Source organism: Wolbachia endosymbiont of Wiebesia pumilae (assembly GCF_017869285.1).
GTDB lineage: Bacteria > Pseudomonadota > Alphaproteobacteria > Rickettsiales > Anaplasmataceae > Wolbachia > Wolbachia pipientis.
The window spans coordinates 75,441-90,629 of sequence record NZ_CP054557.1; the positions used below are offsets into that span (position 1 = coordinate 75,441).

Consider the following 15,189-nt stretch of genomic DNA (forward strand, 5'->3'; position numbering starts at 1 on the left):
ACTTAAAAAATGGATAGTGAATAACTAGCTACCCTAGGGTTTCTTTTGCCTTTTTTTCTGTTTAGTAAATTTCTTAACGTTTATAATTTAGATTAGTTGCGGCTTAAAAGCAGCTAAATCGCGGTTATTAAGTGTTTAGAATAAAAAAACGCCATACTTGAAAGTATAATGTAAGTAATTAGCCAACCACGGGGCTTCTTTTGCCTTTTTTTTCGTTTGGTAAATTTCTTAATATTTATACAGAAGGTGTCATTCCAGTGCTTGACACTGGAATCCAGTTCTTATTATACAGCTATCTGGTGTACTTATTTAAAATTAAGTTTTCTGGATCTCAGTGCCAAAGCACTGGGATGACACCCTTCCTGGCGGAGATTATTCTCAAATCACAATGTTCGTACAGTTGTGGAATGAATTGCGGTATGACGTAGGAAAACCTTAGCTATAGCTTTAGAACTCCCAAAAGGTCAGAAGCATTGAATGACTTGACAGAAAGTTCAAACCCATATAAAATGTCCTTATTTCTTATATGTTAGGTATAGTATCAATTGCCTCAGATCATGCTGGTTATGAATTAAAATCAGAAATAAAACCTTACCTGGAAGCCCTAGGTTACAGAGTAGTAGATCAAGGCTGCACTGCTAAGCAAAAGTGTGTAGATTACCCAAACTATGCTGTTAAAGTTGTAGAAGATATAACAAGCAAAAAAGCAAATTATGGGATATTAATTTGTGGTACAGGTTTGGGCATGAGTACTGTGGCAAATCGTTTTGAAGGAATCTACGCTGCTTTATGTAACAGTGTTGAGATCGCAAAATTAGCTCGCGAGCATGGCAACGCAAATGTACTGTGTCTTGGTGCAGGGTTTACTGCGAGTGGATTAGCAAAAGACATAGTCAAACAATTCCTCGAAACAGAATTTTCAAAAGAAAGCAGACATAAAAAACGCCTTGATAAACTCAGCAATATAACCTCTAAGAAAAAAAAAACAAAAACTTATAACGAAGATGAAATATCAAAATTCGCTAAAATGGCAGGCCAGTGGTGGGATGAGAACGGCAAATTCAAACCATTGCACATGATGAATCCTGTTAGAGTATCTTACATTATTGAGAAAATAAAAGAGTTAAAAAAATGCAATTTGAAAGAATTATCATTGCTTGATGTTGGATGCGGTGGTGGCATTTTGTCAGAGTCAATGGCACGCGTTGGCATTAACGTTGTGGGAATAGATGTATGTGAAGAAAACATAAAAGTAGCGCATTCACATGCAAAAAAAGTAGGGTTAAATATAGAATATATACACACCAGCATTGAAGAGCTAAGCAATGACAAGAAGTACGACGTGGTTCTGCTGATGGAAGTAGTTGAACATGTGGATAATTTAGAGCTTTTCATGAAAAAAGCGATAGAACTGCTAAAACCGGAGGGGTTAATCTTTATATCCACAATAAATAGAACTATTAAATCCTTTTGTCTTGCAATAATTGGTGCAGAGTACATATTAAATTGGCTGCCAAAAGGTACACATAACTGGAATAAATTTCTCAAGCCGTCAGAAATTGCAAATCACTTAAGAGAAAATAATGTAACGCTGCAAAACATGGCTGGCATGGAGTACAACGTAATAAAGCGTGAGTGGAATCTAACTAAAGGCGTGGATGTTAATTATATACTCTGCGGTTTGTTAGATTTAACTCTATAAAAGCACCATTTTCACTTCCAATACTTTGAAGGATCTTGGCCAGCTTTTATACAGTAGCCTTTATTAGTTAGCGCCCAACCGGAACGACAAGCATAACCTGTACCTACACGTTCATATCCAGGAGCAGCAACACACTTTCCATTCTCCAAGGTTTGACCTTTAAAAAGACAACAAACTTCTTTTTCTGTTACCTTTGTTACAATTTGAGGAGCACCAAAAAACACAGCAACAAATATACCTAGTGCGAAAAGTGCAGGCCAAGGCATTCTGCCAAATATTGCAAGTAAGCTTGAACCAATTATTACCACTGTAATCATTGGTCCACCTATTCCATGAACGTAACCTATTACATTACACATTACATCTGTTGCTCCATCAGCGTGTGCATCAAATGCATAGAAAACTATAAATAGAATTACAAGAAAATTTCTCATTGTTCTTTCAATAATCATGCCTGATTGTTTCTTATTTTAATAAAATTTCAGTAAATAGCTTTTTTCAAAAATTATGCTTAACCCAATCAATATTTATTTATTACTGCCTTTTTAATACTATAATTAACTCAGTTGATTTTTATCAAAATGCTAAACCATGGAACAATTCGAGAACTTTTACATCACCACGCCAGTATATTACGTAAACGATAAGCCGCATATTGGTCATGCATACACTTCTCTCTTGTGTGACGTGGTGGCAAGGTTCATGAAACTAGCTGGGAAAAATGTCAAATTTACCACCGGTACAGATGAACATGGACAAAAAATAGAAAAAGCAGCTAAAGCAAAGGAAATGCAGCCAAAAGAATTTACAGATGAAGTGAGCGTTTCATTTAAAGAATTGGCTAAGTTCATGAATTTTGAGTATGACGATTTTATTCGCACTACGGAGGAACGTCACAAAAAAGCAGTTATAGCTTTATGGAATAGACTTGAAGAGAGAGGGCAAATATATTTGGATTCCTATTCGGGTTGGTATTCAGTTCGTGATGAAGCATTTTATCAGGAGTCAGAGCTGATAGATGGCAAAGCACCAACAGGTGCTGAGGTCCAGTGGATAAAAGAAGAGAGTTACTTTTTTCGCTTATCAAACTGGCAAGAAAAATTACTGGAACTCTATAAAAATCAGCCAAGTTTTATCTTTCCTGAGAGCAGAAGAAATGAAGTGATATCGTTTGTAAGATCAGGGCTCATTGACCTCTCAATCTCTCGCACTAGTTTTAACTGGGGAATAAAAGTACCAGGTAATGACAAACACGTAATCTATGTCTGGATAGATGCATTAACCAATTATCTTACATCAATAGGTTTCCCTAGTACTGAAGGTGAGGAATATAAGAGGTTTTGGGCAGAACCAGAAACACAGATTCCAGTGTCAAGCACTGGAATGACACCAAACCAAGGGAAAACGCAGATTCCAGTGTCAAGCGCTGCAAACCTAGCTGACAACTCTTTCAACGTTCATGTAATCGGTAAAGACATATTGCGCTTTCATGCTGTATATTGGCCAGCGATTCTCCTTGCAGCAGACCTGCCACTGCCAAAACAAATTGCAGTTCATGGTTGGTGGTTGAACGAGGGAGAGAAAATATCCAAGTCCCTTGGTAATGTCATAGATCCAATTGGCCTCGCTCAAGAGTTTGGTGTTGATCAGCTACGCTATTTTCTCCTCAGGGAAGCAAGCTTCGGCCAGGATGGTAACTTTAGTAAGAAAAATATGATCAGCCGGATAAATTCAGAACTGGCAAACAACATAGGCAATTTAGTACAAAGAACAATTTCATTTTTACACAAGCAATGTTCTGGAATTGTACCAACAATCGATCAAAGCCTACTTAAAGGTGAAGAAAGTTTGCCAAATTGCAAAGCTATACTAGGTCAAGTGATAGACCATTTATCAAAGTATGAATTTAACCATATCATACTTCTAATCATCAACATCTCTTCTGAAGCAAATGCCTACATAGACAAAAGTGCACCCTGGACACTAAGCAAAACTGACAGAGAGCGCATGAATTTAGTAATTTACAAGTTACTGGAATATATCAGGATAATAGGCATTTTATTGCAGCCAATTGTCCCGAGATCAGCGGAAATGATACTTGATCAACTGCAAATCCCGAAAGAGCAACAAGATTTAAAATCTCTGTGCAACGCATGCGTAAGCTTAGGCATTACGCTGCCTAAACCTACGCCGGTTTTTTTGAGGGTTGATGCTAAAGAGGAGAAATAGTGTAAAAACTATTTCTCCTGGATGGGATTATCTTTAGTTAACAACGGTGCACACCGCTGTCTACATATTCAAGTTAGGTGGCAAGTGCCTTAGTTACTTTAGCAAAATATGGTTTAGTAACATCAGCATCTATCACTACTACTTCAGTCATTGCCGACTTAACCTTTCCTAGGCTCCATGCAAACCAGCCTTGACCATTTTCTTCTTTAGTTGGCTGACTTTCTGGGCTAGAAATCTCAGTACCTTTTTCATCACCAGATTCTGCATCATAAAATACATCCTGATCCTAAGAGCCTGTCTTGAAAAGAAATGAGAAAGAGAATATGATGAGATAAGTAAAAAATAGTAGGTAAAAATGTATCCAAGTGATATAAGTGACAAAGAATGGGAAATTTTGGAGCCAAGTGTTGCACAAGGTGCAGTAGGACGGCCAAGAAAGCACAATATTAGAACAATTATTAATGCAATAAGATACATAATGAAAGGTGGTTGCCAGTGGAGAATGCTGCCAAAAGATTTTCCGCCATGGAAAACGGTGTATGATTATTTTCTCAGGTGGCGTAATAGTGGCAAATTGGAAGAAATACACGATATGTTAGTAAAAAAGGTAAGAAAAATGGTTGGCAAAAATGAAATACCTTCGGTAGGAATAATTGACAGTCAATCAGTGAAAACCACTCAAAAAGGGGATCCAGAGGATATGATGCTGGCAAGAAAATAAAGGGTAGAAAACGTCACATCATTGTGGATACAATAGGCCTAATTATTACAGCTGATGTTCATAGTGCAGGCATTCAAGATCGTGATGGTGCTCTAAATCTTTTTACTCAAGCTAAACGAAAAGCTTCAACGCTACAAAGGTTTCTCGCTGATCAGGGATATATTGGTAAATTGCAAAATTACTGTTTATTGAAAACAGGATGTTTATTGACGATTACTAAAAAAGCAGCTGATGCTGTAGGATTTCAAGTTATTCCTAAACGGTGGATTGTTGAAAGAACTTTTGCTTGGCTTTCCAATTTTAGACGTATGAGCAAGGATTATGAGCATTCTCCTCTTACTTCAAAAACTAATATCTCCTTTAATATGATTACTATTATGCTTGCTAAATTAGCTGCTTAGTTCCTTTCAAGACAGGTTCTAAGAAATTTACTAAGCAGAAAAAAAGGCAAAAGAAACCCCGCGTTAGCTAGTTGTCACTCTCTAATCCTGCAAATTGGCGTACTATACTGTCTTAAACGACTTATAAGCGCGTTTCAGCTTATATAGGTAAAAACCCAGAAATGTTGTGAAGACATAAGGTGCACATAGTGCAAAAAATTAAAAATAAGACGCCAACTACATTGTTTTCTTGCTGTTTAATCTGCACAGATGAAGATAACTGAATACCTTCACTATCATGATAAAGGGGCTGGCGAAGGGTGTCAAGTAGTTTTTAGCTCTGCCTTCTAAGGCTTTTACTCGTGACAACCACTGTGCCTGCGATCTTATCGTGCCAAGTTTGACAGCGTTTGTTGAAATTTGACCATAAAAAGCCCAAGAACAATGGTGCAACTGACAATATAAAGGAAAAAAATCTCTTTGTTGCTTGTTTTAGGGTCATCTTTTCGAAAGTTTGTGCATCCACAACTCTAAGCCCAAATAATAGTTTTCCAGGTGTAGTAGCAAACTTTACCCACATATATATTACATAGCAAAAGAGCATAATAAACTGGACTATTTGATTTAGAATCATTAATTTTACAAGTCTACTCTGCATTGCCTTTTCTTCTATAGAAAGTGGCACTTGCATTGGGGATTTTGCAGCAACTTGGCTGAATATTTTGCTATCCTCTGAGTTTGCAAAGAGCTGATTAAAGGCTTGGCTGCAAAACTGCAAGAACAAAACGATAATAATTAAATCAAGCAATACTGATATATAGCGCCTGAGGCCCGTTACATAACATATCCCATTTTCATCTTTCTTTACCTTTTGAATAACATTTATAGAAGAAAAAATAGAAAATAAACGATTAAAAAATTTATGTAACATATATATACTTTCCAATATTTAACGTGCCCCTGGCCGGACTTGAACCAGCATGCTTTTGCAAGCAACAGATTTTGAGTCTGCCGTGTCTACCATTCCACCACAGGGGCATTAAGTTTTAATGCTATAGGCAACACGGAATTAGTCAAATTTTTTTGCCTTTACATCTTTCAAATGAGGACTAAATATTCTACAATAATCAACAGTTACTCTCAAAACTTAAAATGAATGAATTAGCCAATCTCCTCAGTTCAAGAAGTGTAGACAAGGAAATATGTAAATTACCGCATAATTTAGAAGCTGAACAGATGCTTATTGGTGCAATGATTCGTGATAATAGAATCTGTGATGCAGTTGAAGACACAATTACAGCAGAAAATTTCTATGATCCACTGCATCAAAGTATTTTTACGCAAATATCTAAAACCAGAAAACATGGCATAGTTGCCAATGAACTGAGCCTTAAAATGTTTTTTGAAAACGACCAAGCATTTACCGAGTGTGGTGGAGTAGAGTACTTAGCAAAGCTTGCAGCGAAGGCAAGTATTGCACTTGATATTTATAGTTTGACTAGAATAATCCGTGATACTTACTTAAGGAGATGTTTAATTAAGCTCGGGCAAGAAATAGTTGGTGATAGCTACAACTACGATATTGAAAATCCTGCACAGGCGCAAATTGAACAAGCAATGACAAAATTGTTCAATTTGGCAGTAAAAAAACAAGGTGAGAAAACATATATAAAACTTGCAAGTTCAATTAAAGATGTAGTTGAGAAGATCAGCACACTGAAAAATAATCCAGAAGCGCTAGGCGTTACAACCGGACTTCAAGATCTAAATCAGCTTCTTGGTGGTCTACAAAAATCTGATTTATTAATTTTAGCTGCAAGGCCTTCTATGGGTAAAACAGCATTGGCGCTAAACATCGCACTTAATGCTTGTAAGATGTTGCAAAAAAGAGCAGATAAGCAACACTATGTAGCGTTTTTCTCGCTTGAAATGTCAGCAGAGCAATTAACTGCAAGGCTGATCACTATAGATTCAGGAATTAGTTATTATAAGGCATTAACCGGGAGAATTAGTGATTTTGAATTGCATGAATTTATCAATACTAGTACAGAATTATCTGAACTGCCTTTCATCATAGATGACACCCCTGCGCTATCAATTAGTGCCCTTCGCACCAGAATACGCTTGCTGTATCAATTATATAATGTAGAAGTGGTATTCATTGATTATTTGCAGCTAATCAGAGGAACAACAAAAAGGAGTAATGAAAATAGAGTGCAAGAAATCTCGGAAGTGACGCAGGGTTTGAAAGCAATTGCAAAGGAGCTAAATATTCCCATTGTTGCACTATCTCAGCTCTCTCGTTCTGTTGAGCAGAGGGATGATAAAAAACCACAACTTTCTGATTTACGTGATTCAGGGAGCATAGAGCAAGACGCAGATATAGTAATGTTTCTCTATAGAGAAGAGTATTATGAACTAAGAAAACAGCCAAATGAAGGAAACAATAAACATCGGGAATGGCAAGAGAAAATGGAAAAAATTAGAAACATTGCAGAGCTCATTATTGCAAAGCAGAGAAATGGACCAATTGGCAGTGTGAAGCTATATTTTGACTCTAACAGAGGTGCATTTAAAGATTACACGGAAAGGCATAGTTCATAGCTTGGCAGCAATCTTCTTGTTCCCAAGTTTATCAATTATTTTTTTTATGTAAAGATAGCTTGACAACTTCTTAAAAATCCTTTTATAATGGTATTATATTTTATAATACGTGAGATGATGAATAAAAACAATGTACCCTATCTTATAGCTGGTGCTCTGGCTACTGCAACTTTGTTAGCATCGGGAGTGTTTGCTGCAGCTCCTTATATTGGTTTCTTAGCTCCAGTTGCAGCATTAAGTGTTGGCCTGCCATTTATTATTGGTTATGCTGTGTTTTCTGTTGTAACTATTGCACTTTCGTATAAAGCAATTAGTGAGAACAAAACAAATTCTGAGTTAAAAAATAAAATGAAAGCTCAAGAGCAAACAATTTCTGGGCAGAAAACTCAACTAGCTAAAAAAGAAGCGGAAGTAAAAGCTAAAGAGGAAGAAAATTCTAAGTTAAAAAATAAAGTAGAAGCTCAAGAGGAAGAAAATTCTAAGTTAAAAGATCAAGTACGCACTCAAAAGCAGAAAAGTTCTGAGCAAAAAACTCAACTAGCTGAAAAAAAATAAAAAGATAGAAGAAGACAAATTAAAAGTGGCAATTGCTGATGGCACTGTTCAGCTTGCAAAAGGAACAGTTAATAGCGCTGTTTGGTTTGCAAAAGAAGCAGTTAATGGTGTCTTGTATTCTGGCAAATATGCTTACGATAATTATGTGCCATCAACTGAGTCTACAAAAGGAACACTTAGTGGTATTGGAGGTGGCTTGAAAAATACTTATGATGCGTCAATTGCATCTGTAAGAGGAACACTTAACAGCGTTGGAAGCAGCTTGTACAGTAGGATTTATGGTACTAAGGTTTCTAGTCCGGAAGAGCAGTTTAAGCGTGAAGATGGATCTAAACCTAGCATGCAAGAACTAACTCGTTTGGATTATTTAAATCTTGAGGTTCTTTCCAGTGAGCAAAAGCAACGAGCTAATAGTTTGGATTATTTAAATATTGATAACGTTCCTAAGAACCTGTCTTGAAAGGAACTAAGCAGCTAATTTAGCAAGCATAATAGTAATCATATTAAAGGAGATATTAGTTTTTGAAGTAAGAGGAGAATGCTCATAATCCTTGCTCATACGTCTAAAATTGGAAAGCCAAGCAAAAGTTCTTTCAACAATCCACCGTTTAGGAATAACTTGAAATCCTACAGCATCAGCTGCTTTTTTAGTAATCGTCAATAAACATCCTGTTTTCAATAAACAGTAATTTTGCAATTTACCAATATATCCCTGATCAGCGAGAAACCTTTGTAGCGTTGAAGCTTTTCGTTTAGCTTGAGTAAAAAGATTTAGAGCACCATCACGATCTTGAATGCCTGCACTATGAACATCAGCTGTAATAATTAGGCCTATTGTATCCACAATGATGTGACGTTTTCTACCCTTTATTTTCTTGCCAGCATCATATCCTCTGGATCCCCTTTTTGAGTGGTTTTCACTGATTGACTGTCAATTATTCCTACCGAAGGTATTTCATTTTTGCCAACCATTTTTCTTACCTTTTTTACTAACATATCGTGTATTTCTTCCAATTTGCCACTATTACGCCACCTGAGAAAATAATCATACACCGTTTTCCATGGCGGAAAATCTTTTGGCAGCATTCTCCACTGGCAACCACCTTTCATTATGTATCTTATTGCATTAATAATTGTTCTAATATTGTGCTTTCTTGGCCGTCCTACTGCACCTTGTGCAACACTTGGCTCCAAAATTTCCCATTCTTTGTCACTTATATCACTTGGATACATTTTTACCTACTATTTTTTACTTATCTCATCATATTCTCTTTCTCATTTCTTTTCAAGACAGGCTCTTACAATTGTGCGTCATGCGCTTTATTAAATATTTTACTTAAAAATCTAATTTCTTATTATACAAGAGATAAGCAATTCATTGATGATGAAAAATTACAAAAAGGGGCATAGAAAGCGCCTAAGAGAGAAAATTATTTTAGATAATGGACAATCATTACTTGATTATGAAGTTTTAGAGCACATTTTATATTCAGCATATAGTAGAATTGATGTAAAACCGGTGGCAAAGAGTTTGATAGAAAGTTTTGGCAGCTTAAATAAAGTTTTTAATGCTGACCTGGAAGCGCTGCAAAACGTTGATGATGTCAGCAATGCAGCGATATCTGCCATCTTTTGTGTAAAACAAGCCTTTGTTCGTTCTGCAAGAGAAGAAATAAAAAACCTGCCTGTAATCGATAACTGGGAAAAATTGCTTGATTATTTAAGAATAAGTATAGGAAGCCTCAATAAGGAAAATTTTCGTGTCATCTATATGAATAAAAAGTATCGTCTAATAGCGGAAGACTTGCAAAATATTGGTACAGTAGATCAAACTCCTCTTTATGTCAGAGAGATCATCAAGCGCGCACTTTTGATTGGTTCAACATCCATTGTAATATCTCACAATCATCCAAGCGGAGATACACAACCTTCAAATAGCGATATATCTCTCACTAGACAACTAGCAGAAGCTTGCCAAAGTATAGGGAATTAATAGACCACATTATTATTACATTCAGTAGCTATTTTAGTTTCAAGGAAAATAGGTTGTTGTGAAAGCCTTTATAGCTACAGTAACTTAGATTTACCGACAATCGTCATTCCGCTACGTGTTAGCGGCTAAGAGATACCGCGAATGAATCGCGGTATGACGTAGATTGCTGTCATCCCGCTGCTTGTTAGCGGCTGAGATACCGCCGCGGTATAGTAACTCGTCATCCCGCTACGTGTTAGCGGGATCTATCCGCGGTGGTATGACGGTAAGTTTTATTGTGGTATGATGGTGTAGTATAATGTTGGTAAACCTCAGTTACTTTAGCTATAAACGATTAAGATGAAGTTATCATATATCTATATACTTACAAATAAAGCTAATAGCACATTATATATTGGTGTAACTGCAAATTTGATCAAGAGGATTTGGGAACACAAAAACAAAATTGTTTCAGGTTTTACATCAAGATATAATGTAAATAAACTTGTATATTTCGAAGAGTTTGAAGATATAAGTTTAGCTATTGCAAGAGAAAGGCGCCTGAAAGAATGGCCAAGGCAGTGGAAAATTAATTTGATCAATCAAAAGAATCCTAGCTGGATTGACTTATATTACTTAGCTTTAAGATAGCTATGCTGAGATCCCGCTACTTGTTAGTGGCTGAGATACCGCGGCGGTATGACGGTTTGCGGTGGTATGACAGTTAAGTAATTCGTCATCCCGCTACGTGTTAGCGGCTGAGATACCGCGAATGAATCGCGGTATGACGGTCTGCGGCGGGATGACGGTTCGCGGTGGTATGACGTAGCAGCTATTTCTTGCAATCAAGTTTCGTTAAAAGTCAGATTGAATGGTTAAATCTTCCACCCAAATAACCACGCACTCTACTTGCTTGTTTGGATATATTTCTTGTACTAAGGTTTTATAGATTAACATCTGTTTTTTTATTTCATTTAATAAGGAAACAGAAACGTTACGGTGTGATTTGTAGTCAATTATGATTGCTTTATCTTGCGTTATGCATAGCCTATCTAGTCGTACTAATACTGACTTGCCATCAATTGTTCCACTCAGTGTAATCTCTGATTTGCCTTCCAAGTCAAACAAATAGCCATATTTTTCATTAAAGGCTAATATTTTACTGTAAATTTCATCCTTATCTTCGCTGATGTTATCAAGGTATTTTCTGACCCAATTTTTTCTCCTTTCTTTTTCTATCTTGGGCATATACTGCAATATGCTGTGAATAATCAGGCCTCTTGCATAACCATCTGTCATCCAAGTAGCTGACACTGGGATCCATTCTGCTCCTTCTTTTTCACTGGATTCCAGCGTCACGCGCTGGGATGACACCGAAGAGTGGGCTAAAGCTGGTGGAAGGGAAATGACCGGAACGTCAAAGTAATCACGTTTTTTATAAATGTAAGGGTAGTTTGCATTCACGCATAATACTTCAACTTTTTCTTTAAATATTGGCCGTAAACCCCTTTGTTTCTTTTCATATGGTTCTCCATACTTAGTGATTAGATCATACCAAGAGCCCTTTTGCACTGGCTCTTTACTTAAGATGTATAACTCATCTTCAGCACGCGTGAGTGCTACGTATAATAAACGCAAATATTCATTATAATCCTCTAGTTTTTTCTCTCTTTTTACTTGATCGCAATAAGCGTTGTTGTTTTTTCCACACCAAAATGGCACTTCTGTTCCATCAAAGATAATGCTTTCACTGTTTCTTGGCACTGTGTTTGTATCAACCAAAAATACTATGGGAGCTTGCAGACCTTTTGATTTGTGAATTGTCATTATTCGCACAGCATTGCGTTCTGATTGCATATCATTCTTAATCTCCGGATTATTCTCCTTGATCCATTGAACAAACGCTTGAAGAGATGGGTTTTCAAATTGCAACACGAGGTTCATAAATTCGTCTAGGACCTCAAAGCACTCAAGACCTAGCCTTGCAGCAAATTTCTTCTTACCTGTACGCAATATATGTGTAAATAGTGCAAGAGGAGACTCTATGCAAGATAAGTTAATGAGATAGTTTAATTCACTATAGATAACCACAGAATAATCCTGAATTCTTTCCCATAGTGAATGCTCTTTACGGTCGTATGCAATGTTAAATAAATCATCCTCGGTAAAATTAAATAGCGGTGATTTTAAAGCATTTGCAAGAGCTAAATCATTTGCCTGGAGGAGTAAAAATTCGGCCAAAGCTATTAAGTCCTGCACGGCTATATAGTCCATAATTCTAAAATAATCCCGGCCTACAACTGGCACATTTGCTTTTTTAAGTTCGCTTATTATGTAATCAACTAACACGTTTCGTTGTCGCACCAAAATCATAATGTCTCTTGGCTCTATATGGCGATCTTTAGCGACTAAAATTCGCCCTTCATTTAACCAATTGTGAATTCTGTTAGCTATTGTTTGAGCAAGTAATCGATCTGCTATTGTATAACCTTCCTTGCATGTCAGAGGAATTTGTAAAGCTCGCTGTTCTTTCTCTTTGCGCCTTGGTAACGCTGGCCAAATTTCAATATATCCTTGGTCATTTTCTCTATGTGGAACATGTTTTATTTCATTATCATTAAAAGATATTTCTGCGCGGAAGTTATTAAATATTCTATCTACAAGCATCAAAACTTCTGGAGTTGAGCGAAATGACTCTTCAAGTTGGCATGATATCCAATCTCTACCACCAGTTTTCGTATGAAAGTATTGTTGCATATAGTTGAATAGATGGGGATTTGCTCCTTGAAATCTGTATATGGATTGTTTTACGTCACCAACAACAAATAAGGTTCGCTTTTCATCATTACCGGCAAAAAATTCATCGCAGAGATTTGTTATAATTTTCCACTGGCTGATGCTATTGTCTTGTGCCTCGTCAATAAGGATGTGATCTATTTTTTGATCCAAGTTAAACAATATCCAATCTTTATAGTTTGGATTGCTAAGAAGATTTGTTGCTAAGTTGATTATATCATTGTAGTCAAGCAGTGCATTTTTTGATTTTTCACTATTATACAAATCAACATATACTTTAAATACACCAAGTAAGCTACTGGTTCTCTTGAATATTTGATAAGAGTTCATGTCTCTTATATGGGTAAATACTACATTCTGAACGCTCTCTATTATTTGCTCTGCATCTTTGAATTTCTCCAAAATACTTTTTGTTGCAATGGATGATATGCTCTTTTTTTCGTGCGATTCTGATTTTAAAAAGACCTTGGCTAGGTTTTCTACTTTAGTGTCATTCCAGCGCGTGACGCTGGTTCTTTTCTTCTGGATCCCAGCTGGGATGACAGTAGAATAAAGTATTTCACTATAACTCTGATCTCTTTTACTGCCTTCACTTAATATCTCGGCTAGTCTTTCCACGTGCTCAATTGTTTCACTCTGTAAGTCATGAATTTCATCTGGGGCGCTCAATTTATCTTTGATATATTTCGAATCATTTGCTGACGCTGATCTTTTTACACATAAAGTATAAAGCAAATCGCGTAGTTTATTTTCATCAATTTCAGTTGCAATAAGGTTGATATCATCCTGCACAGTTTCGTTATGAAGCACTTTATTGAATATGATGGAATGTAATTCTTTACATTCACTCAGCGTGCAATTTGGAGCAATGCCAGCTTCTATAGGAAAGCTGGAGATTAATTTGTAACAGAAAGCGTGTATGGTTTGTATAGTTAGACCAAGATTTTCCAGTTCAGAGAAAAGCCTTCTTGCTCTTGTTAAATAATCTTTATTTTTTCTGGATCCCAGTGTCACGCACTGGGATGACATTGGAAAGAAATCTAGTTGTTCTAGATCTGCTGCCAACACACTATCTGAACATATTGCCCACTTACTGAGTATGCTGTGAATGCGATTCTCCATTTCGTTTGCTGCAGCATTGGTGAATGTTAAGCAAAGAATATTTCTTTTGTTTTCTAATAAAAGTCTCAATACTCTGTCTATTAAGATTTTTGTTTTGCCTGTACCAGCGGACGCATTTACCCACACAGAGAAATTAGGATTTATGGCATTTGATCTCATCAGAAGTGCGAGAACCTTATAAAAGTTGACTAGAATAGCATTATACATATAATGTAAAAATAGTGTTAGTGAAGATATATAATGAAAAGTTTTTGTGTAAAGGCGCCTGCAAAAATCAATCTTTTTTTGCATGTTGTAGACAAAAAAGAAACAGGGTATCACTTGATTGAAGGTTTATTTGTCTTTGCTAATCTCTCTAATTTTTTGGAAATAAAAGTAGGTGAGAAGGATTCTAGATACGATAACTCTACAGTTGAATTTATAAACTCCGAGTCTAGAATAAATAACCAGTATAACACTGTAATGAAAGCGGTTAATCTGCTGCTTAGGCATGCTCCTGTACGCACTAAAGTCACTGTAAAGGTTGTAAAAAACATACCAATTGCTGCAGGACTTGGTAGCGGATCCTCAGATGCTGGAGCTGTGGTACGTACGCTAGGGAAGCTGTGGGAGATTGATAGGACGATTTTAAATGAAATAGCCTTAAACGTTGGTGCTGATGTTCCCGCAAGCGTAGATAGCAAGCCAGTTTTTGTTAGAGGTATTGGCGAAGAATTATGCCACATTAAAAAATTCTCTTTACCTACAAATGTGGTGCTTGTGAAACCGAAAAAAAGGTTTTTGAGTACACCAGAGGTATTTTCCAAACATGAAGGAAAATTTTCTGAGCCAATTAAATGGAGCGATGACGCTGAAAAGGATTTGTTGAAGTTTCTTAAAGAGACGAGAAACGATCTTCAAGAAATAGCAATAAGCTTTGTACCTGAAATTAAGGATGTGATATCAACACTTGAGTCACAAGAAGGCTCTATACTTTCTCGCATGTCAGGCAGTGGTGTATCATGTTTTGGAATATTCGATAGTGAGGAAAATGCAAAAGCTGCTGCAGTTAATATCGGAAAAAAGCAACCAGAATGGTGGGTATGTGACACTCAATTAATAGTTTGAC

13 protein-coding genes, 1 tRNA gene and 2 pseudogenes are annotated in these 15,189 nt (G+C 36.5%); 9 read left to right on the top strand and 7 right to left on the bottom strand.

Annotated elements, in window-relative coordinates; all coding sequences use genetic code 11:
* Window positions 1-241: 241 nt before the first annotated feature.
* A pseudogene (locus HUB92_RS07070) lies at window positions 242-331 on the bottom strand (WPE palindromic element domain-containing protein); the annotation flags it as partial.
* Between the two features lie 195 nt (window positions 332-526).
* Here HUB92_RS07070 and ubiG point away from each other — a divergent pair.
* A complete protein-coding gene (ubiG, locus tag HUB92_RS00385) occupies window positions 527-1,702 on the top strand; it encodes a bifunctional 2-polyprenyl-6-hydroxyphenol methylase/3-demethylubiquinol 3-O-methyltransferase UbiG (protein WP_015589098.1) in 1,176 nt (391 codons plus the stop codon).
* 11 nt (window positions 1,703-1,713) lie between these two features.
* Here the strand turns inward: ubiG and HUB92_RS00390 are convergent, their stop codons facing one another.
* Window positions 1,714-2,136 (bottom strand): TrbC/VirB2 family protein, encoded by a 423-nt coding sequence (locus HUB92_RS00390; protein WP_244663072.1) that lies wholly within the window; start codon window positions 2,134-2,136, stop codon window positions 1,714-1,716.
* 157 nt (window positions 2,137-2,293) lie between these two features.
* On the opposite strand from HUB92_RS00390, the gene metG reads away from it, so the two are divergent.
* A complete protein-coding gene (gene metG / locus HUB92_RS00395) occupies window positions 2,294-3,931 on the top strand; it encodes a methionine--tRNA ligase (protein ID WP_209472839.1) in 1,638 nt (545 codons plus the stop codon).
* A 168-nt stretch (window positions 3,932-4,099) separates the two neighbouring features.
* Here metG and HUB92_RS00400 read toward each other — a convergent pair whose 3' ends face one another.
* Window positions 4,100-4,312 (bottom strand): hypothetical protein, encoded by a 213-nt coding sequence (locus HUB92_RS00400; protein ID WP_209472841.1) that lies wholly within the window; start codon window positions 4,310-4,312, stop codon window positions 4,100-4,102.
* On the opposite strand from HUB92_RS00400, the gene HUB92_RS00405 reads away from it, so the two are divergent.
* Window positions 4,287-5,053 (top strand): IS5 family transposase gene (locus tag HUB92_RS00405; protein WP_410543339.1). Its coding sequence is split into 2 segments (ribosomal slippage): window positions 4,287-4,614 and window positions 4,614-5,053, totalling 768 coding nucleotides; the frame shifts between segments, so codons are not numbered across the junction. The two genes, HUB92_RS00400 and HUB92_RS00405, sit on opposite strands and share 26 nt — an antisense overlap.
* A gap of 313 nt (window positions 5,054-5,366) precedes the next feature.
* On the opposite strand, the gene HUB92_RS00410 is transcribed toward HUB92_RS00405, so the two are convergent.
* Together HUB92_RS00410 and HUB92_RS00415 are read right to left on the bottom strand one after the other, a co-directional pair.
* Window positions 5,367-5,963, bottom strand: a complete 597-nt coding sequence (locus tag HUB92_RS00410) for an RDD family protein (RefSeq protein ID WP_209472843.1) — start codon at window positions 5,961-5,963, stop codon at window positions 5,367-5,369.
* Window positions 5,964-5,987: 24 nt separating this feature from the next.
* Window positions 5,988-6,070: transfer RNA gene (locus tag HUB92_RS00415), tRNA-Leu, on the bottom strand.
* A 114-nt stretch (window positions 6,071-6,184) separates the two neighbouring features.
* Between HUB92_RS00415 and HUB92_RS00420 the strand changes: the two genes are divergently transcribed.
* The 3 genes from HUB92_RS00420 to HUB92_RS00430 all read left to right on the top strand — a co-directional run bounded on the left by HUB92_RS00420 (window position 6,185) and on the right by HUB92_RS00430 (window position 8,651).
* On the top strand, window positions 6,185-7,636 hold the full coding sequence (locus tag HUB92_RS00420; RefSeq protein ID WP_015589094.1) for a replicative DNA helicase: 1,452 nt from the start codon (window positions 6,185-6,187) through the stop codon (window positions 7,634-7,636).
* Between the two features lie 114 nt (window positions 7,637-7,750).
* Complete coding sequence (locus HUB92_RS00425; RefSeq protein WP_209472845.1) at window positions 7,751-8,191, top strand: hypothetical protein; 441 nt, start codon at window positions 7,751-7,753, stop codon at window positions 8,189-8,191.
* 25 nt (window positions 8,192-8,216) lie between these two features.
* Window positions 8,217-8,651 carry a hypothetical protein gene (locus HUB92_RS00430; RefSeq protein WP_209472847.1) on the top strand — a complete coding sequence of 145 codons (435 nt, stop codon included), beginning with the start codon at window positions 8,217-8,219 and terminating at the stop codon, window positions 8,649-8,651.
* 6 nt (window positions 8,652-8,657) lie between these two features.
* Here HUB92_RS00430 and HUB92_RS00435 read toward each other — a convergent pair.
* Window positions 8,658-9,424, bottom strand: a protein-coding gene (locus HUB92_RS00435) for an IS5 family transposase (protein WP_410543339.1) whose coding sequence is annotated in 2 segments (ribosomal slippage) — window positions 8,658-9,097 and window positions 9,097-9,424 — 768 coding nt in all. Because the reading frame shifts where the segments join, the coding sequence is not laid out codon by codon here.
* A gap of 151 nt (window positions 9,425-9,575) precedes the next feature.
* On the opposite strand from HUB92_RS00435, the pseudogene HUB92_RS00440 reads away from it, so the two are divergent.
* Together HUB92_RS00440 and HUB92_RS00445 are read left to right on the top strand one after the other, a co-directional pair.
* Window positions 9,576-10,246: pseudogene (locus HUB92_RS00440) on the top strand (JAB domain-containing protein).
* 277 nt (window positions 10,247-10,523) lie between these two features.
* Window positions 10,524-10,814: a GIY-YIG nuclease family protein gene (locus HUB92_RS00445; protein WP_010082530.1), complete on the top strand. Its 291-nt coding sequence runs from the start codon at window positions 10,524-10,526 to the stop codon at window positions 10,812-10,814.
* Between the two features lie 204 nt (window positions 10,815-11,018).
* Here HUB92_RS00445 and HUB92_RS00450 read toward each other — a convergent pair whose 3' ends face one another.
* Window positions 11,019-14,240 (bottom strand): UvrD-helicase domain-containing protein, encoded by a 3,222-nt coding sequence (locus tag HUB92_RS00450; protein WP_209472848.1) that lies wholly within the window; start codon window positions 14,238-14,240, stop codon window positions 11,019-11,021.
* Between the two features lie 81 nt (window positions 14,241-14,321).
* Here HUB92_RS00450 and HUB92_RS00455 point away from each other — a divergent pair, with 81 nt between their 5' ends.
* Window positions 14,322-15,188 carry a 4-(cytidine 5'-diphospho)-2-C-methyl-D-erythritol kinase gene (locus HUB92_RS00455; protein WP_209472850.1) on the top strand — a complete coding sequence of 289 codons (867 nt, stop codon included), beginning with the start codon at window positions 14,322-14,324 and terminating at the stop codon, window positions 15,186-15,188.
* Window position 15,189 lies beyond the last annotated feature (1 nt).

Coding starts and splice junctions, on each gene's coding strand:
- ubiG (WP_015589098.1), top strand. CDS start 527: ATGTTAGGTATAGTATCAATTGCCTCAGATCATGCTGGTTATGAATTA.
- HUB92_RS00390 (WP_244663072.1), bottom strand. CDS start 2,136: ATGAGAAATTTTCTTGTAATTCTATTTATAGTTTTCTATGCATTTGAT.
- metG (WP_209472839.1), top strand. CDS start 2,294: ATGGAACAATTCGAGAACTTTTACATCACCACGCCAGTATATTACGTA.
- HUB92_RS00410 (WP_209472843.1), bottom strand. CDS start 5,963: ATGTTACATAAATTTTTTAATCGTTTATTTTCTATTTTTTCTTCTATA.
- HUB92_RS00420 (WP_015589094.1), top strand. CDS start 6,185: ATGAATGAATTAGCCAATCTCCTCAGTTCAAGAAGTGTAGACAAGGAA.
- HUB92_RS00425 (WP_209472845.1), top strand. CDS start 7,751: ATGATGAATAAAAACAATGTACCCTATCTTATAGCTGGTGCTCTGGCT.
- HUB92_RS00445 (WP_010082530.1), top strand. CDS start 10,524: ATGAAGTTATCATATATCTATATACTTACAAATAAAGCTAATAGCACA.
- HUB92_RS00450 (WP_209472848.1), bottom strand. CDS start 14,240: ATGAGATCAAATGCCATAAATCCTAATTTCTCTGTGTGGGTAAATGCG.
- HUB92_RS00455 (WP_209472850.1), top strand. CDS start 14,322: ATGAAAAGTTTTTGTGTAAAGGCGCCTGCAAAAATCAATCTTTTTTTG.